Annotated in this window: 14 protein-coding genes and 1 pseudogene; 10 read left to right on the top strand and 5 right to left on the bottom strand. The window is 75.1% G+C overall.

Translation table 11 applies throughout. From position 1 onward, the window contains the following. Positions 1-28: 28 nt before the first annotated feature. From dinB to TPA0908_RS23890, 3 genes are all read right to left on the bottom strand, one after another. On the bottom strand, positions 29-1216 hold the full coding sequence (gene dinB, locus TPA0908_RS23900) for a DNA polymerase IV (RefSeq protein WP_281941467.1): 1188 nt from the start codon (positions 1214-1216) through the stop codon (positions 29-31). A gap of 95 nt (positions 1217-1311) precedes the next feature. Then, on the bottom strand, positions 1312-4497 hold the full coding sequence (locus TPA0908_RS23895; protein ID WP_281941464.1) for a penicillin acylase family protein: 3186 nt from the start codon (positions 4495-4497) through the stop codon (positions 1312-1314). Between the two features lie 269 nt (positions 4498-4766). Beyond that, the gene (locus tag TPA0908_RS23890) at positions 4767-5900 is read right to left on the bottom strand and encodes a peptidoglycan recognition protein family protein (RefSeq protein ID WP_281941463.1); all 1134 of its coding nucleotides are present in this window, start codon (positions 5898-5900) and stop codon (positions 4767-4769) included. A 212-nt stretch (positions 5901-6112) separates the two neighbouring features. Here TPA0908_RS23890 and TPA0908_RS23885 point away from each other — a divergent pair, with 212 nt between their 5' ends. The 8 genes and pseudogenes from TPA0908_RS23885 (at position 6113) to TPA0908_RS23850 (ending at position 16560) form a co-directional block, all read left to right on the top strand. Beyond that, entirely contained in the window at positions 6113-6565 is a 453-nt protein-coding gene (locus TPA0908_RS23885) for a TlpA family protein disulfide reductase (RefSeq protein ID WP_281941461.1), read from the top strand. 121 nt (positions 6566-6686) lie between these two features. Next, complete coding sequence (locus TPA0908_RS23880) at positions 6687-7127, top strand: DUF4395 domain-containing protein (RefSeq protein ID WP_281941459.1); 441 nt, start codon at positions 6687-6689, stop codon at positions 7125-7127. Positions 7128-7277: 150 nt separating this feature from the next. Beyond that, the gene (locus TPA0908_RS23875; protein ID WP_281941457.1) at positions 7278-9083 is read left to right on the top strand and encodes a CehA/McbA family metallohydrolase domain-containing protein; all 1806 of its coding nucleotides are present in this window, start codon (positions 7278-7280) and stop codon (positions 9081-9083) included. A gap of 238 nt (positions 9084-9321) precedes the next feature. After that, positions 9322-10965 carry a serine/threonine-protein kinase gene (locus tag TPA0908_RS23870; RefSeq protein WP_281941455.1) on the top strand — a complete coding sequence of 548 codons (1644 nt, stop codon included), beginning with the start codon at positions 9322-9324 and terminating at the stop codon, positions 10963-10965. A gap of 53 nt (positions 10966-11018) precedes the next feature. Further along, positions 11019-11999, top strand: a complete 981-nt coding sequence (locus TPA0908_RS23865) for a hypothetical protein (RefSeq protein ID WP_281941453.1) — start codon at positions 11019-11021, stop codon at positions 11997-11999. A 53-nt stretch (positions 12000-12052) separates the two neighbouring features. Then, positions 12053-12847, top strand: a pseudogene (locus TPA0908_RS23860) (membrane protein); the annotation flags it as partial. Between the two features lie 510 nt (positions 12848-13357). Beyond that, positions 13358-14641, top strand: a complete 1284-nt coding sequence (locus TPA0908_RS23855; RefSeq protein WP_281941450.1) for an MFS transporter — start codon at positions 13358-13360, stop codon at positions 14639-14641. A 56-nt stretch (positions 14642-14697) separates the two neighbouring features. Continuing rightward, positions 14698-16560, top strand: a complete 1863-nt coding sequence (locus TPA0908_RS23850; RefSeq protein WP_281941447.1) for a transketolase — start codon at positions 14698-14700, stop codon at positions 16558-16560. Positions 16561-16643: 83 nt separating this feature from the next. Here the strand turns inward: TPA0908_RS23850 and TPA0908_RS23845 are convergent, their stop codons facing one another. Then, entirely contained in the window at positions 16644-17033 is a 390-nt protein-coding gene (locus TPA0908_RS23845) for a YchJ family protein (protein ID WP_281941446.1), read from the bottom strand. Between the two features lie 179 nt (positions 17034-17212). Between TPA0908_RS23845 and TPA0908_RS23840 the strand changes: the two genes are divergently transcribed. Further along, positions 17213-18271, top strand: a complete 1059-nt coding sequence (locus tag TPA0908_RS23840) for a phosphotransferase family protein (RefSeq protein ID WP_281941444.1) — start codon at positions 17213-17215, stop codon at positions 18269-18271. Between the two features lie 57 nt (positions 18272-18328). After that, on the top strand, positions 18329-18940 hold the full coding sequence (locus tag TPA0908_RS23835; RefSeq protein ID WP_281941442.1) for a TetR/AcrR family transcriptional regulator: 612 nt from the start codon (positions 18329-18331) through the stop codon (positions 18938-18940). Between the two features lie 10 nt (positions 18941-18950). Here TPA0908_RS23835 and TPA0908_RS23830 read toward each other — a convergent pair whose 3' ends face one another. After that, positions 18951-20048: a magnesium and cobalt transport protein CorA gene (locus tag TPA0908_RS23830; RefSeq protein ID WP_281941440.1), complete on the bottom strand. Its 1098-nt coding sequence runs from the start codon at positions 20046-20048 to the stop codon at positions 18951-18953. Positions 20049-20118 lie beyond the last annotated feature (70 nt).

The following is a 20118-nucleotide window of genomic DNA, read 5'->3' as shown; positions in this document are numbered from 1 at the left end:
CCGGGTCTCCTCCCGGGGGAGGAGGCGGTCAGTCGGGCAGTCGGGGCATCTCCACGCCCGGGTCGCGGCCGAGCAGCACCCCTCGGGTCAGCGCCCGTGCGCCGAAGCGGTCCCGGACGGCGTCGACGGCGGCGTCCAGCGCCGGCCCCGGCTGGGCGGTCAACGGCAGGGTGAGCTGGGTGTGCCCGGCGTCGAGGTTGGCCACCGAGACGCCCAGCAGGGTGATGCCGCGCTGCTCGATCTGGGGCAACGCGGCGCGCAGCAGCGCCCGGGCGGTGGCCCGCAGCGGGGCGGTCTGCGCGGTCGGCTTGTCCAGCGTGTGCGAGCGGGTGGCCCGGGTGTAGTCGGCGAAGCGTAACCGAAGCGTCACCGTGCGGCCGGTGCGCCGGGCGTCACGCATCCGCCCGGTCACGCGGTCGACCAGGCCGGCCAGGACCGCGTCCAGCTCGGCGGGGGAGTGCGGCTCGCGGCTCAGCGCGTGCTGCGCGCCCATCGAGGAGCGGCGGCGGCCCACCTGCACCGCGCGCGGGTCGCGGTTGTGGGCGAGGGCGTGCAGGTGCCGGCCGGCGCCGCCGCCGAGCAGCGACACCAGGGTCGGCTCGTCGAGCCGGGCCACCTGCCCGACCGTACGGATGCCGCGCTCGCGCAGTTTCGCGGCGGTGATCGGGCCGACGCCCCACAGCCGCTCGACCGGCAACGGGTGCAGGAAGGCCAGCTCCCGCGCCGGCTCGACGACCAGCAGGCCGTCCGGCTTGGCCACCCCGCTGGCCACCTTGGCCAGGAACTTCGTGCGGGCCACGCCGACCGTGATCGGCAGGCCGACCTGGCGGCGGACCCGGTCGCGCAGCTCGGCCGCGATGCCGGCGGGTGGCCCGACCAGCCGCCGCAGCCCGCCGACGTCGAGGAACGCCTCGTCGATGCTGATGCCCTCCACCAGCGGGGTGGTCTGCCGGAAGATCTCGAACACGGCCCGGCTGGCGGCCGTGTAGGCGGCCATCCGGGGTGGCACCACGATCGCTTCCGGGCACAGCCGCCGCGCCTGCCGGCCGCCCATGGCGCTGTGCACGCCCCGCGCCTTCGCCTCGTAGCTGCACGCGAGCACCACGCCGCCACCGACGATCACCGGCCGGCCGCGCAGCCGGCTGTCGTCGCGTTGCTCGACCGAGGCGTAGAACGCGTCCAGGTCGGCATGCAGGATGGTGGCCTCGCCCGACACCCGACCATCTTCGCACACCTGTTCGACGGATGGGTGCTGACCTGCGGGGAAATGGTGACCGGCCGGCGGAGGTTCCCACCGGCCGGTCACCGTCGTCACCGCCCGTAGACCTCGAACTCGTAGAGCGAGAAGCCGTACGAGGTGGCCCGCTTGACCCCGTACACCCGCACGTAGCGGGCACTGACCGGGGCGAAGGTGACGTTGTCGACGCCGCCGTTGCCGGTGGTGGTGGCGAACACCGGCGTCCAGGAGTTGCCGTCGCCGGACACCTCCACCCGGTACGACGTGCCGTACGCGGACTCCCAGCGCAGCACCGCCCGGCTCACGGTGCGGGCCGCGCCGAGATCGACGCGCAGCCACTGGTTGTCGTTGTAGCTGCTGGCCCACCGGCTGCCCAGGCTGCCGTCGACCGCCTTGTCCGGCGTGTAGCTGGTCAGGAACTGGGTGCTCGACGCGCTGGCCGGGCGGCCCTGGGCCAGGTTGGTGACGTCGTCGCCCCGGCGCGCCGGGAACGAGACGACCTGCTGGTAGGTGGGCCGGTTCTGCCAGGCGATCAGCGGGTGGGTGATGCCGCCGAGCCCGGACTGGGCGATCGAGTCGGCGCACCACTGGTCGCCGGCGCCGCAGGACTTGTCACCCGGGTAGACCGTGGTGGCGGGCACCGCGGCGGCCTGGCCGAGCGCGCCGAGCAGCGCCGTCCGGCAGGCGCCGAGGTCGCCGTTGCCGCAGTACGCGCGCCCCAGCCCGCCGGCCACCGGGTCGCCGAGCACGGTGCGCACGTCCTTGTCGACGTAGCCCCACCAGCCGTACTGGAACGACGAGCCCTTGTGCGCCTGGCCCTGCAACGCCCAGCTCGCCGCGCCGTCGCGCCCGCCGTTCTGGCCACCGGAGGGCGCCTCGTTGACCTCGATGGCGTCCACCAGCGTGGCGTACAGGTCCGGCCCGAGGCCGGGCCGGAACTCGGCCGAGGCCAGCAGCGGCCACCAGGCGTCGAAGATCCGGATGGCGTCGGCGTGCTGGTAGACCTTCGAGCCGGGCGACGTCTCCACCCGCCTGCTGCCGGCCTGCTGCCAGGCCCGAAGCTTGCCGACCGCGTCGGCCAGCGCCGGGTCGGTGACCGGCGCGCTGTCCAGCACCCGCAGCAGGTCGCCGAGGACCTGCTGGCCGCGCAGGTCGGTCACCGCCGCGTCCGCCATGATCTTGACGACGTCGGCGCGGCCGAGCTTGCGCTGGGCGATCGCGGCGCGCACCGGGCCGTCCAGCAACTGACCCCGGTGTACGGAGCCGAAGCTGAAGTTGCCGTCCGCCGCGCCGAAGTCCCGCGCCTGCTTGTTGTTCCAGCTCACGTAGTAGTCCTGGTTGACCGACTGCGGATGCGCCGACGCCGGGGCGTAGCTGGCGTCGTTGGTGTCCGGGTTCCAGCCGGCCCACTCGTACGCCGGTTCGGCCTTCGTCGGCAGGTTCGGGTCGGTGACCGACGACCGGACCGGGTTCGAGCCGGAGTTGTAGTACGCCGCCTCGGTCGAGTTGACGTAGAACCAGTTGAACGCGTACCCGACGCTGGCCGCGGACGCCTGGAACGCCGCCGCGCTGCCCATCGCCGACGGGTCGTTGAACGCCTGGAAGCCGATCGCCGAGTCGGCCTCGTGCCGGTAGGTGGAGCGCAGCTTGGTGAACGCGGTCGGCTGCCCGTTCACCAGCCCCCGGTACGCGACCAGCCCGTACTTCGTGCGCAGCGCGCGCAGCGTGTACGAGCCGGCCGGGGTGGAGTCGGCCACCGTCGGCGACCACGAGTTGCGCTGCTCCAGCGCCTCCATCGCGAGGCACTGCCCGTGGTAGAGGTAGCGGTTGGTGCGCAGCGTCGGCGCGCTGCCGTCGGTGGTGCACAGCGGCACCGCGTACGTGTCGGTGAGGTCCTGCGAGGCGGACGTGGCGCTCCACGCGTAGTCCTGGCCGCGTCCGAGCAGCACGTAGAGGTTGAGCCCGGCGAACGCCGCGCCGCGCGCGCTGATCCCGGGGCCCTGCAACTCCTGGAGCATCAGCAGTTGCGGCGCGAAGTAGCCGGTCTGCGGCCCGAACACGGCGACCGGGTTGCCGGTGGTGGTGTGCCGGCCGGAGACCACGACCGCGTTGGACATGCCGTGCGCGCGCAGGTTGGCCAGGCCGCCGAGCAGGTCCTTGGTGGCGGTGCTGGCGCCGGTGCGGGCGGCGGCCCCGCCGGTGGCGTCGTAGGCGAGCGGTTCGGCGACCACGGAACCGGCGTCGGGCAGCACCGCGCTGGTCGCGCCCGGCGGCGTCGCCCCGTACGGGAAGCTCTGTCCGTCGTGCAGCGTGAGCACGGTCTCCGGGTCGTTCTGCGACCGGAACGCCGCCCACACCCGGTCGCCCTCGGTGGCGCCGTACTTGGCCCGGGCGGCGACCCGGACCAGCGCGGACTGGATCTCGCTGCCACCCCCGCCGCCGAACAGGCCGCCGATCACGCCGGCGGTGGCGATCAGGTCGGTCATGGTGAAGTGCTTCGGCTTGCCGGCGCCGGCCAGCACGTACTCGCCGGGGTAGTTGTCGTCGGCGATCGACTTGTCGATGTAGGCGTTGATGCCGGCGATGTAGTCGACGACGTCGGTGTAGAGCTGTTGGCCCCGCGTGCCCTTGGTGCGCAGCGCGTCCACCTGGGCCTGGAGGTCCGCCTCGGTGTAGGGCGAGTTGGCCCAGACGCTCTGCTCCAGCTCCCGGTTGCCGGGGGCGCCGCCGGCGAACGAGGTGACGTTGCCGCGGCCGACGTGCCGCAGCAGGTCCATCACCCAGAGCCGGTCCTGGGCCCCGGCGTAGCCGGCGCCGAACATGGTGCCGCCGCGGGTGGTGCCGGTGACGTGCGGGACGCCGGTGGCCTTGTCCCGCACGATGGTGACGTCCGAGCGCGGCGAGACGGTGCTCTCGACCTGCGCGGCGGGGACGCCGAACGAGGAGTCGTTGTAGAACTGGGCGATCTGCTCGTCGGTCAGCCCGGCGTAGTTGTAGACCAGGTTGGCGTACTCGTCGAGCTGGTCGCTGGAGTGCGCCGGGCGGGTGCCGAGCGTCTGGTGGGCCAGGATGGCGACGAGCGTGGCGTTGCCGTTCTGCCCGGGGGGCAGGATGTCGGCGCACTGGCCGAGGCAGTAGTCGTTGGCGGCGAACGTGGTGGCCGCCAGCGCCGGTGACGGCGGGGTGACGGTCAGCACGCTCGCGGTCAGGGCAGCGGCGGTGAGCGCCGCGAGCCGGGCACGGAGTGGGGGTCGGGGCATGGCGATCCTCCGGGGACGCGGAGTCGGGCCTTCGGTACGCCCGGCTGCCGGTTGCCGACGTCTCGCCCTCCGCGCCCGGGCGATCCACCCGGAGGTGAGAATGACTCACATCTATCTCCGGGCAATGATCGGCGGCGGACCGCCGTCCGGGATACCCGTTGTTCACCAGCCGCGAATGCCGACGTTTCGCTCCAGGCGCGGGGTCCGGACGCGACGGTGGGGGGCGGCGCCGTTGCCGCCCCCCACCGTGCTCCCCGCCGGTGCGACCGTCAGCCCTTGTGGAACGACTGGCGCACCACACCTCCCACCAGCGCGCACCAGGTGCTGGTGCTGAGCTTGCCGGTGGGCGGCAGCCCGTGCAGGCGTTGCAGGTCCTTCACCGCGGTCCGGGTCACGTGGTCGTACTCGCCGGTCGGGAGCACCTCCGCGTAGCCCTTGGAGGCGAGCATGAGCTGCGCCGCGACCACCGGAACGCCGGTGTCGTGCTGGTCCAGCTCCGGGGCGAGCGTCTCCCAGGTCGGCGCCGTGAGCGTGGCGTCCACGTCGACGCCGATGCCGTTGCGGGCCTGCCAGTCCTGCACGGCCGCCACGGTGGCGGCGTCGAACACGCCGGTGACCGGCACGGCGTAGCCGCGGAACGTGAGCAGGTACTGCGCGACCTGGACGACCGGGCCGCCGACGAAGCGCCAGATGTCCGGCCAGCGGCGCGCCGGCACGTCACCCAACCGGGTGCCGAGCTTGCGGAAGACCTCGCGGCGCAGCCGGGGGAACTCCCGGTAGAACATCGCGCCCGGGCACTGGGTGGCGCGGAAGTCCCAGTGGCCGAAGATGTCGTGCGCGTGCAGCCCGTACTGCCGGCAGATCGCGGTGCAGAGCCGGACCAGGCCGTCGAGCAGCTCCTCCGGCGGCGTCTCGGTGACGTAGGTGCCCTCGTTCTCGATGCCGATCGCGCGGCCGTTCTCACCCGGGCAGTGCGCGGCGATCATCTGCCGGTCGCCGGCCTGCAACCGCTCCAGGCTGCCGTGGCGTCCCTCCAGGACGTGACCGCCCCGGCTCACCGTGAAGTGCTGCCCGGTGTCCGACCAGCCGTTGCCGTCCATGTGCAGGTCCTGGCAGTCGCGGGCGAGCTGCTTGGCGTGTTCCTCGGAATAGTCGGTGACGTTCGGGAACGCCATGTGGTGCACGATGATCTTGTTGGTCGGGATCGCGCTGACCGACAGCGGGTCGGCCGGCGGACGGGCGGCCCACTCGTCACAGCTGATGATCCAGTCGAGGTCCGCGCCCGGCGCGGCCTGCGCGGCGGCCGGGATCGCGAGTTCGCTCCCGACGACCGCGACCGCGGCGGCGCCGAGGCCGGCCCGCAGCAGCGTACGGCGGTCCAGCTCGGGGTGGTCGAAGTGCATGGCATCTCCTCGATGACCCGACCGACGCCGGGCGATGTAAAGGAACTACAACTTAAGCGCGCGAGATGGAGAATATTGCCACGGCGGCGCGGCGCGCCAGAGGACAAATGCCACTCGTGTCGGCCGACTCCTACCGGACAGGTAGGCGATGTCACATCCGTCGACCGGAACGGACCATGTCCCGCCGCCTGTCGTCGTGGCAGCCTGGAGCGGTGCAGTCGCCCAACCTGACCGGCCTCTCCGTGCTCGTCGCGGTGATCGCGGCGGCCACCGCGTTCGGCTGGTGGCGCCGTCGTCACGACGGCCGGTTGCGTGCTGTCCGCGATCGGCGCCCGACCGCCGCCGGCGACGCCGCCACGCTCGCCACCCTCGGGGTACGCGCCGGCGCGGTCACCCTGGTGCAGTTCTCCGCCCCGGTCTGCGCCCCCTGCCGGGCCACCCGCCGGGTCCTCGACGACGTCGCCGGTCGGCTCGACGGGGTCACCCTGCTGGAGATCGGCGTCGACGAGCACCTCGACGCCGCCCGCGCGCTGGATGTCTGGCGCACGCCGACGGTGCTGGTGGTGGACGCGACCGGTCGGATCGTCCGACGGGCCGCCGGCGTGCCGGACCGGGACGAACTGCTCGGCATGCTCGCCCCGCTCGCCGCCGGGGCCCGCGGATGACCGGGGCGTGGCTCACCCGGCGCCGGGTGGTGGACCACGGCCGGCTGGCGGCGAGCCTCTGTGCGTCGGCCCGCCCCGCCTGACCGACCGCCCCGCTCGCCCTCGCCGGAACGGAACCCCCATGCTGCTCGATCCCCGGGGAGCGCGGTTCGCCGCCGCCCTCACCACCGTCGTCCTCGCCGTCGCCCTGCTCACCGGATCGGGACCGCTCCTGCTCGCCCAGGCCGCCGTCTTCGCGCTCACCGCCGCGAGTCCGCGCCTCGCCCCGTACGGGCTGCTGTTCCGGGCGGTGGTGGCGCCCCGGCTGGACCCGCCGACCGAACTGGAGCCGGTCGCCCCGGTCCGGTTCGCGCAGCTCGTCGGGCTGGCCTTCACCGTCGTGGGCGCGGTCGGCTGGTTCGCCGGCCTGCCCGCCCTCGGGCTGGTCGCCACCGCCGGGGCGCTCGCCGCCGCGTTCCTCAACGCCGCGTTCGGGCTCTGCCTCGGCTGCGAGGCGTACCTGGCGGTCCGCCGGCTCACCGGCCGTCCACTCGCCGCCCGGGTCGCCCTGCCCCCACGCTGACCCCCCGCCGTCCCGGTGCGTCGATCTTGCGCTCGGTGCCCCGACGAAAGGGGCGATCCGCCCGCACCGAGGGCGGCAACCGCAAGATCGGCGGGTGGGGCGTTCACCGGATTCCGATCGACCCGGGTCGCCCGTACGCTGGGCCGGCTGATGCGGGGACGGGGGAGCGGCATGGGTGGTCGGGTACGGCTGGACCGGCGCAGCGTGCTCGTCGCCGCGGGTGGGCTGGCGGTCGCCGGGATCGGCGTACCGGTCGGGCTGGCCGCCACCCGCGACCGGCCGCGGGAGGCCCGCGGACGCCGGCCGGTCAGCATGGCCATGCACCTGCACGCCTCGTTCAGCGAGGGCGTCGCCAGCTACGCCGCCCACCTCGACCAGGCCCGCCGTAACGCCGTCGACGTGCTCTGGTGGACCGACCACGACTTCCGGGTGGCCGCGCACGACCACCGTCGCGTCGTGCACTTCGACGGGCCGGAGGAACCGGAGGGCGGGCTCGCCTGGACCTGGCGTCCGGCCACCGAGGGGCGACTCACCGACTCGTCCGCCGACTTCGTCGTCGTCCCGGACGCCGCCGACGGACCCGGCCGGGCGTTGCGCCTCACCGCCGCCGGCGCCGGCACCCACTGGTACGCCGGCAAGGCGTGGAACTGGACGCACACCGGGAACATCGCCGACACCACGCTCCACCTCGACGTGCGACCCGAGTCGACCGGGCCGGGAGCCACGCTGACCGTCGAGATCGCGTTGTCCCACCACCCGGCCGGGCCCGGCCGGCACGCCGGGCAGTTGGTGCTGCGCTACCGGCTCGGCGGCACCGACGCGGCCCGGCACACCGTCGACGGCCGGCACGGCACGGTCGACCGGCCCGCCCCGGCCGGCGTCTGGCGGCGGCACACGTTCGACCTGCTCGCCGACGTCCGGCGGCTCTGGCCCGACCTGGTGGCCGGCGACAACTCGCTGCGCGGGCTGCGCCTCGGCGTCACCGTCACCGACGGCGCGCGGGGCGCGTACCTGGTCGACCGGCTGGTCTTCGACCGGGCCCGCCGCGCCGGGCAGGCCGGCGAGGAGTTGCGCGCCGAGGTGCTGCGCGGCTACGCCGGGGCGTACCCGGAGGTGACCCACCACCGGGCGTACGAGGTGTCGATGGTGCGCCACCTCAACTGGTTCGGCGGCGACGGCACACTGCCCCGCTTCCCGTCCCCGCCGGTGCGGGACAACGACGTCGACGCGACCGAGCGAATGGTGCGGTTCCTGCACGCCCACGGCGGCGTGGTCTGCTGGAACCACCCGCTGGACGTGGAGCGGCGCGACTCACTGGCCCGGCTGCTGGTGGCGCGGCGCGGGCTCGGCGTCGACCTGATCGAGATCGGACGGGCCCCGGTCGAGGACCACCTCTGGGCGTACGACGTGGCGGCCCGCAACGCGATCCCGCTGACCGCCGTCGGCGTCACCGACGACCACGACGGCACCGACTGGCGGGCCGGGCGGGACCGGTGGATCACCTCCGTCTGGGCCGGCTCCACCCGGCGGGACGACCTGGTCGCGGCGCTGCGCGCCGGGCAGGCGTGGTTCGCCGACCTGGCCGCCTATCGGGGCGCGCTGGACCTGGAACTGGGCGGTCGCAGCGCCATGGGCGCGTTGCCCACCGTCGCCGACGACACCGTGACGGTGCGGGTGCGCGCCACCGACCTGCCGGCCGGGGCCGCCCTGGAGGTGGTCACCGGCGACGTCGACTCCGCCGGCGTCGCGGATCCGAAGCCCGCGATCCGGACCGGACAGGTGCCGTGGCGTCAGCTCCGCCAGGGCTGGCACGACCTGCCGGTGCGGGTGGGCGCTGGGGCGTACCTGCGAACCCAGGTCCGTGACCGTGAGGGCGACGTCGTCGCGGCGAGCAACCCGGTCTGGCTGCTGCGCCGACCCCCACCCGGCGGCGTCCCCCCGACCCGCCGCTTCTGACCGTCCCACCGGGTCGCGCCGTCGACCGGGAGCGACCGGCGGGCTGACGCTTGCCGGTGTCTGCTAGCACTGGCGGTGTGTCCGTTACCGACCATCCGTCGCCCGCGGCCGGATCCGGGGCCGCCGTCCGGCGAGTGGAAGCATCCGTTGCGCCGATGGCCGGCAGCCCCGACGCGACCAGAATGGCCAGCGAGGCGGCCACCGACATCCGCCCCTGGAGCGCCGTGGAGTGGGTCGCATGAGCGGCTGGCAGCTGTCCGGCTACACGCCGGTTCGCACGCTCGGCTCCGGGGCGTCCGGCAGCGTCGTGCTGGCCACCCACGACAGCACCGGCACCCCGGTCGCGATCAAGTACCTGGTCCGTGATCTCGGCGCCGACTCCTCGTTCCGGGCCGCCTTCCGCGACGAGGCCCGGCTGCTCGGCGAGGTCGACGACCCGCACGTCAGCCGGCTCTACGAGTACGTCGAGTCCCCGCACGGCGCGGCCATCGTGATGGAACTGGTCGACGGCGTGTCGTTGCGGCAGATGCTGCGCGCGCACGGCCCGACCACGCCCGAGGCCGCGCTCTGCGTGCTGAAGGGCTCGCTCGCCGGGCTCGCCGCCGCCCACGCCCACGGCGTCGTGCACCGCGACTACAAGCCGGAGAACGTGCTCGTCTCCGGTGCCGGGCTGAGCAAGCTCGCCGACTTCGGGATCGCCATGCCGATCGGTCGGGGCAGCGACACCACGGTCTCCGGCACGCCCCGCTACATGGCGCCGGAGCAGTGGACCGGCGCTCCGGCCAGCCCGGCCTGCGACATCTACGCCGCCACCGCCACGTTCTTCGAGTGCCTCACCGGGCGACCCCCGTACCAGGGACCCGACCTGCTCTCCCTGCGCGACCAGCACGCCAGCGCGCCGATCCCCACCGACCCGGCGCCCGCGCCGGTGCACGAGCTGCTCCGCCACGGCATGGCCAAGCGCCCTGACGACCGGCCGCAACCGGCCGCGGTCTTCCTGGAGCTGCTGGACCGGGTGGCCGGCACCGGATACGGGCCCGACTGGGAGGAGCGCGGGCTGCACGAGCTGGCCCGGCGGGCCGCCCTGCTGGCCGCGCTGTGGCCGTTCCCCGACCGGGCGGAGGGCGCCACCGCGCTGGCCAGCACCGCGCTCGGCGCCACGACCGACCGGGGCCGCCTGTTCCGGCGGGGACGCAAGCGCGTCCTGCTGGCGACCGGCGCCGTGGTCGCCGCTGTGCTGGTCGGAGGCGCCGGCTACAGCTACGCCGCCCGCGAGACCCCGGCCGCCGAGACGTCCACCGGCGCGTCGCCGGCCGGCCCCACCGGCCCGGCCGCGCCGGACCCGACGGACACCGCGACACCGGACACCACCGCCACCGCGTCGCCCACGCCGTCCGTCCCGCCCGACCCGCCGACGGGCACGCCGTCCGCCACCCCGGACGGCACGCGGTCGCCGACCCGGCCACCGGTACGCACCAGCGCGCCGGCCCCCACCCCGTCGCGCCGCACCGCGCCGCCGCCCCCGCCGGACGTCAGCGCGCCGGCCGTCGGTGGGGTGACGGTCGACCCGGGCCAGCTCGAACCGAAGGGCTGCCCGTACGGTGCGCAGAGCAGCACCGTCACGGTCACCGTCACCGACGACCGCAGCGGCCCGGCCGCCCTGACGGTCACGTTCCGCTACCTGCTGGGGGGCGCCACCGGCACGGTCCGGATGGCCGCCGCCGGACGCGGCGTGTTCACCGGCACGCTCGGCCCGCTGGCCGCGCCGAAGCAGAGCACCCGCATCCCGATCGAGGTCACCGCCGTCGACGCCGCCGGCAACGCGGCCACCTCGGCGTCCCCGGTGTACGTGACGCTCTACAACTACTGCACCCCCGGCTAGGAGGACGACGTGCCCGCTGCCCCGCACCGTGGCCCGGACCGGGGACGGCCGGCGTGACCCGGCCGGAGGAGCCCACCGAGGCGCTGCCCACCCGCGCCCTGCCCGCCGACCCGGCCCGGGACGAGCCCACCGTCCACCTCGTCCCGCCCCGGCCGCCGGTCGACGCGGACGCCACCGCGCCCCTGAGCGTCGACCCCGCCTGGCAGCCGACCGCGCACCTCGCGCGCCCGCCCGCGGCAGCCGACGCGACGGCGCACCTCGCCGGCCCGGCCATATCCGGGCCGGTGGACGGGGCGCCGACCGTGTACCTCGGCAGCGGCACCGCCGGCGGCGCGGCACCGACCGTGCACTTCGGCGGTACCGCCGGCGGCGGGGAGCCGACCGTGCACCTGACCGGGCCGTGGTCGGCCGGTGGGCAGCCGACCACCGGGTACCTGCCGACGGCCACCGGACCGACCGGGCCGACCGCCGGGGCGTACCGGGAGACGACTGTGGACGCGCGGGCGGTGAGCGGCGTTCCGACGCCCCCGCCCGGCGGCGAGCTGCGCTTCGGGCCGGGTGTGCCGGCGACGCCGCCGCCGGCCCCGGCCTGGCCGGCCGCACCGCCGGCCCGCCCGCCGCGTCCGGTCTGGCGCCGCGTCGTCTCGGTGCTGTCCACGCTGCTCACCGCCGCGTTGCTGGTGACCGTCGGGCTCTACCTGTGGCAGCGGCTGCGACCGTTGGAGATCGAACAGGTCGCGGTGGCGGTGCCCCGACCGGCCGGGGTGGCCTGCGACGTGACCGTCGACGTCGTCGCCACGGTACGCACCAACGGGCGCGCCGGCACGATCCGCTACCAGTGGTTCCGTTCCGACGCGCCGCCCGGCGCGCTGCTCGCCGAACGGGTCGGCAGCGGCCAGCGGACCGCGACGCTCACCCTCAGGTGGACGTTCAGCGGCGTCGGCGCCACGACCGGGACCGCCACCGTCAACATCGTCGAACCGACGCCGGTGCAGGCCGGCACCCGGGTCAGCTACCGCTGCCCCGGCGGCTGAGCGTTTCCCCGCGCGCCGCCCAGGGTAGGCCCACCCGGGATGAACATGAACCCATGCGTGGAGGCCCTTCGATGAAAGACAACTTCGGTGACGCGGTGGGCGACGCGTTCCGTTCGGTGATGCTCTTCCTGCCCAAGGCGGTCGCGTTCGTCGCGATCCTGGTCGCCGGCTGGCTGATCGCCAAGGCGGTGCTGAAGCTGGTGGACAAGGTCCTGGAGCGGGTGCACTTCGACCGGGCGGTCGAGCGCGGCGGCATCAAGACCGCGCTGGCCCGCTCGAAGTACGACGCCAGCGACATCGTCGCCAAGCTGGCCTACTACGCGGTGCTGCTGGTCACGCTCCAGCTCGCGTTCGGCATCTGGGGGCCCAACCCGATCTCCGACCTGATCGCCATGGTGGTCGCCTGGCTGCCGCGGGCGTTCGTCGCGATCGTCATCGTGGTGGTGGCCGCGGCCATCGCCCGCGCGGTGAAGGACATCATCTCCAGCGCGCTCGGCGGCCTCTCCTACGGCCGGGTGCTGGCCAACCTCGCCTCGGTGTTCATCCTCGGCCTCGGGGTGATCGCCGCGCTCAACCAGATCGGCGTCGCCACCGCGGTGACCACGCCGGTGCTGATCGCGGTGCTCGCCACCGTCGGCGGGATCCTGGTGGTGGGCGTCGGCGGCGGTCTGGTCCGGCCGATGCAGAGCCGCTGGGAGAGCTGGCTGACCCGGGCCGAGGAGGAGTCCCGGACCATCGCCACGCACGCCCGCGCCTACCAGGCCGGTCGGCGTGACGTCGAGGCCCGGCTCGCCACGACCGGCCCGTACCGCGAGGCCGAGCTGACCCAGCCGGTGGCCGGGGACGCCGAGGCGGACCGCGCCCAGCCGGTGTCCCGGGACGCCGAGCCGACCCAGCCGGTGCCGGCGTACGCGGGTGCCGCCGAGCCGACCCAGCCGGTGCCGGCCCCGGGCGCCGAGGACGCCACCCAGGTGATCCCGCCGCTCGGCGACTCCGGGCGCACCCCGCCGGCCGCGCCGCGCCAGCCGACCGCCGAGCAGGCGGCGGACAGCGAGGCGACGATGGTCATCCCGCCGGCTGACGTGGACAAGTTCCGCCGCTGAGCCGAGCGCACGACCGGGGCGGGATCCGATGCGGGTCCCGCCCCGGCGCGTGTTCAGCCGGGGGGTAGGGGCGCTCGGCCCGGCCGCCGGCCGCTCGAGGGTGGGCGCAGCTCCGCGTGTTCGTCGACGCGGAGTCCGGTTAGGATCGTCGGCATGACCTGGCGATGTTGATCCCCGCCTGACCGACGAGGCCGCGGGCCGCCGCGGACACCGTGCACTCCGACCGGTGTCCGTCACGTCCCGTGGGAAGGCCCCATGCTCGTCGCCCCTGCCCGCGTGCCCGCGACCCGCCGACTGGCGGCGACGCTCTACGGCTACGCGTTCCTCACCGACCTCGTCCTGCTGTATCCGCTCTACGTCCTGCTGTTCGCCGACACCGGGCTGTCGGTCGGGCAGATCTCCTCGCTGTTCGTCCTCTGGTCGGCCGCCGGCATCCTGTTGGAGATCCCGTCCGGCGCGTGGGCCGACGCGCTGTCCCGGCGGCTGCTGCTCTGCCTGGCGCCGCTGCTCACCGCCGCCGGCTTCGCGCTCTGGGTGCTGCTGCCGTCGTACCCGGCGTTCGCCGTCGGCTTCCTGCTCTGGGGCGCGGGCGGTGCGCTGCGCTCCGGCGCGCTGGAGGCGTTGGTCTTCACCGAGCTGGACCGCCTCGGCGCGGCCGACCGGTACGCCCGCCTGATCGGTCGCGCCCGCACCGCCGAGGTGCTCGGCGCGGTCGGCTCCGGGGTGCTCGCCGGCCCGGTGTTCGCGCTCGGCGGCTACCTCGCGGTCGGTGCGGCAAGCGTGCTGACCTGCCTGCTCGCCGCCGCCGTCGCGGCGCGCCTGCCGGAGCGCCGGGCGCCGGTCACCGTGCCGGCGGCCGACCGACCGGTGCCGGGCGGCGCCGGCCCGGGGGAGACCGCCCCCGGCGTCGGCCCGGGCGAGGACGCGGCCGACGACGAGCCCGGCTGGCGGGAGAGCCTGCGCGGCGGGCTGGCCGAGGTGCGGGCCGACCACGCGGTCCGCGCCGCCGTGCTGCTGGTCGCCGCCGTGGCCGCGATCTGGGGCGGACTCGACGAGTACACCGGGCTGCTGGCCCGCGACACCGGCGTCACCGAGGCGGCCGTGCCGCTGCTGCTCCTGCTGGTGTGGGGCGGGATGAGCGTGGGCGGGCTGCTCGCCCCGCTGGGCGAGCGGCTGTCGCACCGCGGGTACGCCGGCCTGCTGGTGGCCGCGGCGGTGGCGACGGCGGCCGGGGCGTTGCTGCGCCACCCGGCCGGGTTCCTGCTGCTGGCGGTCGCGTTCGCCGCGTTCCAGCTCGCCACCGTGCTCGCCGACGCGCGGTTGCAGGCGCGGATCACCGGCGACGCCCGGGCCACGGTCACCTCGCTGGCCGGTATGGCCACCGACCTGACCACCGTCGCCTGCTACGCCGGGTACGGCCTGCTCGCCGGTGCGCTCGGCAACCCGGCCGCGTTCGCGGTGGCCGTGCTGCCGTACCTGGTGGTGGCGTTCTGGTTGCTCACCGGACGGGGGGTGACTCACTGGAAAAAGGAACAATAGCCGCATTCGCCACTACGGTGAGTGGCGGACCCGACCGACCGCGGGAGACGATTGCGGTGACCCTGGAAGCAGAGCGCACGCTGCGCGACGAGGACCTCAGCGGGCTGGCGGAGCTGGCGGCCCAGCTGCGGGTGGACGCGATCCGGTGCAGCACCATGGCCGGCTCCGGCCACCCCACCTCCAGCCTCTCCGCCGCCGACCTGCTCGCCGTGCTGGTCGCCCGGCACCTGCGCTACGACTGGTCCTACCCGGGCAACCCCGGCAACGACCACCTGATCTTCTCCAAGGGCCACGCCTCGCCGCTGCTGTACGCGGTGTTCCGGGCCGTCGGAGCGATCAGCGAGCAGGAGCTGCTGGAGACGTACCGCCGCGCCGGGTCGCGCCTCCAGGGCCACCCCACCCCGGTCCTGCCCTGGGTGGACGTCGCCACCGGCTCGCTCGGCCAGGGCCTGCCGGTCGGGGTGGGCGTGGCGCTCGCCGCCCAGTACCTCGACCGGTCGACCGCCCACGTCTGGGTGCTCTGCGGCGACAGCGAGACGGCCGAGGGCTCGGTCTGGGAGGCGCTGGACAAGGCCGGCCACTACGGCCTGCGCAACCTCACCGCGATCGTCGACGTCAACCGGTTCGGCCAGCGCGGCCCGACCGAACTGGAGTGGGACCTGGACACCTACCGTCGGCGGGTCGAGGCGTTCGGCTGCCGGGCGATCGTCGTCGACGGCCACGACCTCGGCGCGGTCGACGACGCGTACCGGCAGGCCCGGGACGCCACCGGCCCGACCGTGGTGCTGGCCCGCACCGTCAAGGGCAAGGGCGTGCCCGAGGTCGAGGACGACCCGTCCTGGCACGGCAAGGCGTTCGACCCCGAGCTGGCCGACCGGGCGGTGCGGGCGCTCGGCGGGCCGACCCGGATCCGGGTCACCGGGCCGCGCCCGCCCGCCGCGCCGCGCGCCACCGGGGCCGAGCCCGGACAACCCGACCTGCCCCGCTACGAGCGCGGCGCGAAGGTCGCCACCCGGGACGCGTACGGCGACGCGCTGCGCGCGCTCGGCGCCGCCCGGCCGGACGTGGTCGCGCTCGACGGCGAGGTCGCCGACTCCACCCGGGCCGAGCGCTTCGCCGACGCGTACCCCGACCGGTTCTTCCAGATGTTCATCGCCGAGCAGCAGCTCGTCGCCGCCGCCGTGGGCCTGGCGGTCCGCGGCCGGCGGCCGTTCGCGGCCACCTTCGCCGCGTTCTGGTCCCGCGCCTACGACTTCATCCGGATGGCCGGCGTCTCCCGCGCCGACATCGCCCTGGTCGGCTCGCACGCCGGCGTGGAGATCGGCCCGGACGGGCCCTCCCAGATGGGGCTGGAGGACATCGCCGCGCTGCGCGCGGTCCCCGGCTCCACGGTGCTGTGCCCGTCCGACGCGGTCTCCTGCGCGGCGCTCGTCGCCCAGTTGCCGGACCGGCCGGGCGTCAGCTACCTGCGCACCACCCGCGGCGCGTACCCGGTGCTCTACGACCACGGCGAGGCGTTCCCGATCGGCGGCAGCCGGGTGGTACGCGACGGCGCCGACGTGGCGCTGCTCGGCACCGGCGTCACCGTGCACGTCTGCCTGGCCGCCGCCGACGAGCTGACCCGGGAGGGGATCGACGCCCGGGTGGTCGACCTCTACTCGATCAAGCCGGTCGACCGGGAGCGCCTGATCGAGACCGCGCGGGACACCGGCGGCCGGCTCGTGGTGGTCGAGGACCACTACCCCGAGGGCGGTCTCGGCTCGGCCGTGCTGGAGGCGTTGGCGGACCGGGCCGACCCGGTGCGCGTCCAGCACCTCGCGGTACGCGGACTGCCCGGCTCCGGCACCCCGACCCAGCAGCTCGACCGCGCCGGCATCGGCGTGCACGCCGTCGTCGCCGCCGCCCGCGCCCTCGCCTGAGGCGCAAGGAGGGGCCCCCAGTTAACGCATTCTGCATAACAGGGGGCCCCGCTTAACACGCGTGGGCCGGCGCGCCGGCATCGTCACCCGGGCAGCGCGTCGACGTAGACCCACCGGCCGTCCTCCCGGGCGAAGCGGCTGTGCTCGGTCAGCACGCCGGGTCGACCACCCTCCCGGTAGTGGGCCCGGAACCGCACCGTGCCGGTGCTGTCGAACAGGCCGCCCTGCCCGGTCTCCACCACCTCCAGCTTGGTCCACCGGGTGCCCGGGTCCAGCTCCAGCCGATCGGGCCGGGTGCCGGAGTGCCAACTGTGCCGCAGGTAGTCGGCGTCGCCGAGCGCGAACGCGCTGAACCGGGACCGCATCAACGCCTCGGCGGTGGCCGCCGTCGCGACACCCCGGTGTACCGGGGCGCAGCAGTCCTCGTACGGCCGGACCGACCCGCACGGGCAGGCCGTGCTCCGTTTCGCCATTCCCCGATTCTCACCTGCCGCCGACAGGTGCGAGCAGGGGGCCCCGCTTAACACCGGCAGGTCAAGCGGGGCGCCCTCCTCTACCGGATGCGTTAAGCGGGGCCCCCTCCTTACCTCAGGCCGGGCGGATGCCGGAGGGGCAGCGGGGGCTGGAGGGGCGCACTAGTGTCCGAGGCACCATGAGTGGCAGTCCGACCCGGCGCGACCTCGACCCGGAGCAGGTCCGCCACTACCTGACCGCCTCGCTCGGGCCGGCCGGCGAGGTGGCGGCCTGTGGTCCGCTGACCGGCGGCGGGTTCGCCGCGGTCTGGTGGGTACGCCTCACCGACGGGCGTGAGGTGGTGCTCAAGGTCGGCCCACCGCCGGGCGTGCCACTGCTGCGCTACGAGCGCGACATGATCGGGGCGGAGGCGCGCTACCTACGGCTGGTGGCCGACCGCGCGCCGACCGTGCCGGTGCCGTCGCTGCTGCACCACGGACGCCATCCCGAGCTGGGCGACTGGTTGCTCACGGCGCGCCTACCCGGCCGTACCCTGTGGGACCTGACCCGGGCCGGCGCGGACGTCGCCCCGCTGCGGGCGGAGTTCGGCCGCGCACTGGCCGCCCTGCACGCCGTGCCCGACGGACGGTACGGCGACGGCGGACGGCACGGCGACGGCGGACGGCACGGCGACGGCGGTCGGTACGGCTACGACGGTGGGCGGGCCGCCGCTTCCACCTGGCGGGGCGCGTACCTCGCGATGGTGGACGACCTGCTCGCCGACGCGGCGGACTGGGCGGTGCCGCTGCCCACGTCCCGGATCCGGGCGTCGGTCGCCCGGCACGCGGCAGTCCTCGACGCGGTCCGCCGTCCGGCGCTGCTGCACGTGGACGGCTGGGCCGGCAACGTGCTGGCGGTCGAGGGCCCGGACGGCACGCCCCGACTCAGCGGCCTGGTCGACGGGGAACGGTACCTGTGGGGCGATCCGCTGCTGGACCTGGTCTCGCCGCTACTGTTCCGCCGCGCCGAGGACGAGCCGGACGATCCGCTGGTGCGGGGGTACCGGGCGGTGGCGCCGTTCCCGTTCGACGCGGCGGTGCGGCGGCGGCTCGGTCTCTACCGGCTGCACCTCTATCTGTTGATGACCGTGGAGATGCCCAGCCGTGGCATCACCGCGGCGTCGGATCCGGGCCGGGTGGCACGGCTGGCCGAGCTGCTCGACGCCGAGCTGGCCGACCTGTCCGGGCCGCTCAATTGACCGGCGGCCGGCGGAGCCCGGGCGCGCCGCCGACCGCCGCTGACCCGGGAGCACATCGTGGACGCGGCGGTCTCCCTCCTGGACCGGCACGACGTCGACGGGCTGACGATGCGCCGCCTCGCCGAGCGCCTCGACGTGACACCCACGGCGCTCTACTGGCACGTGCGGATCCGGGACGACGTCCTGGACCTGGCCGTCGACCGGATCTTCGGCGAGGTGCCGATCCCGCCGGTCAGCGACGACTGGCGGGACGACGTCCGGGCTCTCGTCCGCGCCTGGCGCGCCGCGATGCTCGACCACCCCTGGGCGCCGGGGCTGGTCGGCCGGCCGATGCTCGGCCCCAACGTGCTGGCCCGCACCGAGTTCCTCCAGGCCACGCTGGTGCGCGGCGGTTGCCACGGCCGTCAGCTCGCGGTGGCCACCCGGATGCTGGCCAACTACGTCATCGGCGCGTCGCTGACCGAGGCCACCTGGCGCCGGACCACGCACCCCGATGCGCGGGCCGCCGCCCGCGCCCACGTGGCGGCGAGTGCCGACGCCTATCCGACGCTGACCGCCTCCGGGCACCTCGACGACGGCCGGTGGAGCGACGACCTGCTGTTCGAGGAGGGCCTCACCGGCCTGCTCCGGGCCGCGGCCGGGCCCGGAACGCCGCCCGAACCGCGGTGAACACGGCCGGTCAGAGCCAGCCGGAGCGGCGGAACAACCGGTGCAGCGTCACCGCCAGCGTCGCCATGAGCAGCAGCGCGCCACCGTAGCCGTACCGCCAGTGCAGCTCCGGCATGTGCGCGAAGTTCATCCCGTACACGCCGGCCACCGCGGTCTGCGAGGCGGCGATCGCCGCCCACGACGCGATTTTGCGCATGTCGTCGTTCTGTTCCACCGCGAGCTGCGCCAGCCGGGACTGGACCAGCGAGGTGAGCAACTCGTCGTAGGCGCCGATCCGCTCGACCACCCGGGCCAGGTCGTCGGCCACCGCGGCGAACCGGGACCGCAGCGCGGTCGGCGGCCCGGCGTCGGCCGGGTCCAGCAGCGCGCGCAGCGGGGCGCTCAACGGCAGCACCGCCCGCTTGAACTCGACCACCTCCCGTTTGAGCTGGTAGAGGTGCTGGATGTCGGCGCCGTGCTCGCGGGCGAAGACGCTCTCCTCGACCCGCTCCAGATCACGTTCCAGGTGCTCGGCGACCTCCCCGTACAGCTCGACCATCCGGGCGCAGACCGCGTACGCCACCGCCCAGGGTCCCTGGGCCAGCACGTCGGGGCGGTGCTGCACGGCCTCGCGTACCGGGGCGAGCGCGCCGGTGGCGCCGTGCCGGACGGTCAGCGCGAAGCGGTCGCCGAGGAACACCAGCACGTCCCCGGTGTCGACCACCTCCGAGGTGGCGGTCAGCTCGCCGTGCTCGACGTACCCGGCGCTGCGCAGCACCAGCAGCGTCACGTCGCCGAGACGCCGCACGGTGGGCCGGTGCCCGTCGGCGAGCGCCTGCTCCACCGCCGCCTCGTCGAGACCGAACGTCCGGCCGACCGCGGCCATCACCGCCGCGCCCGGCTCGTGCAACCCGAGCCAGACGAACGCGCGGCGGCCGTGGCGGGCCCGGGCGTACGCGTCGGCGTAGTGCGGCCGGCCCGGCTCCCGCCGCCCGGCGACGTAGACCGCGCAGTCGACCACCGCGTCCGGGTTGGTCCGGCGTGGACGTTTCCCAGCCACCGGAAGGTCGCGCCCGAGCAGGCGCCCCACGACGCCGGGCAGTCGATCCCGCCACCGGATCCGGTCCACCGCACACCTCCGCCCGCCGGGAAACCGACGGCCTACCGTACGGCCCGGCGGTGCGGCGGTGGGGTCCGGG

Origin of the sequence: Micromonospora sp. AKA38 (genome assembly GCF_027925725.1) — a bacterium.
Classification (GTDB): domain Bacteria; phylum Actinomycetota; class Actinomycetes; order Mycobacteriales; family Micromonosporaceae; genus Micromonospora.
The sequence above is the reverse complement of the archived record's forward strand: the minus strand, read 5'-3'. Positions and strand labels throughout refer to the sequence as shown.

Coding starts and splice junctions, on each gene's coding strand:
- TPA0908_RS23875 (WP_281941457.1), top strand. CDS start 7,278: ATGCGGGGACGGGGGAGCGGCATGGGTGGTCGGGTACGGCTGGACCGG.
- TPA0908_RS23840 (WP_281941444.1), top strand. CDS start 17,213: ATGAGTGGCAGTCCGACCCGGCGCGACCTCGACCCGGAGCAGGTCCGC.
- TPA0908_RS23845 (WP_281941446.1), bottom strand. CDS start 17,033: ATGGCGAAACGGAGCACGGCCTGCCCGTGCGGGTCGGTCCGGCCGTAC.
- TPA0908_RS23880 (WP_281941459.1), top strand. CDS start 6,687: ATGCTGCTCGATCCCCGGGGAGCGCGGTTCGCCGCCGCCCTCACCACC.
- TPA0908_RS23870 (WP_281941455.1), top strand. CDS start 9,322: ATGAGCGGCTGGCAGCTGTCCGGCTACACGCCGGTTCGCACGCTCGGC.
- TPA0908_RS23890 (WP_281941463.1), bottom strand. CDS start 5,900: ATGCACTTCGACCACCCCGAGCTGGACCGCCGTACGCTGCTGCGGGCC.
- TPA0908_RS23855 (WP_281941450.1), top strand. CDS start 13,358: ATGCTCGTCGCCCCTGCCCGCGTGCCCGCGACCCGCCGACTGGCGGCG.
- TPA0908_RS23895 (WP_281941464.1), bottom strand. CDS start 4,497: ATGCCCCGACCCCCACTCCGTGCCCGGCTCGCGGCGCTCACCGCCGCT.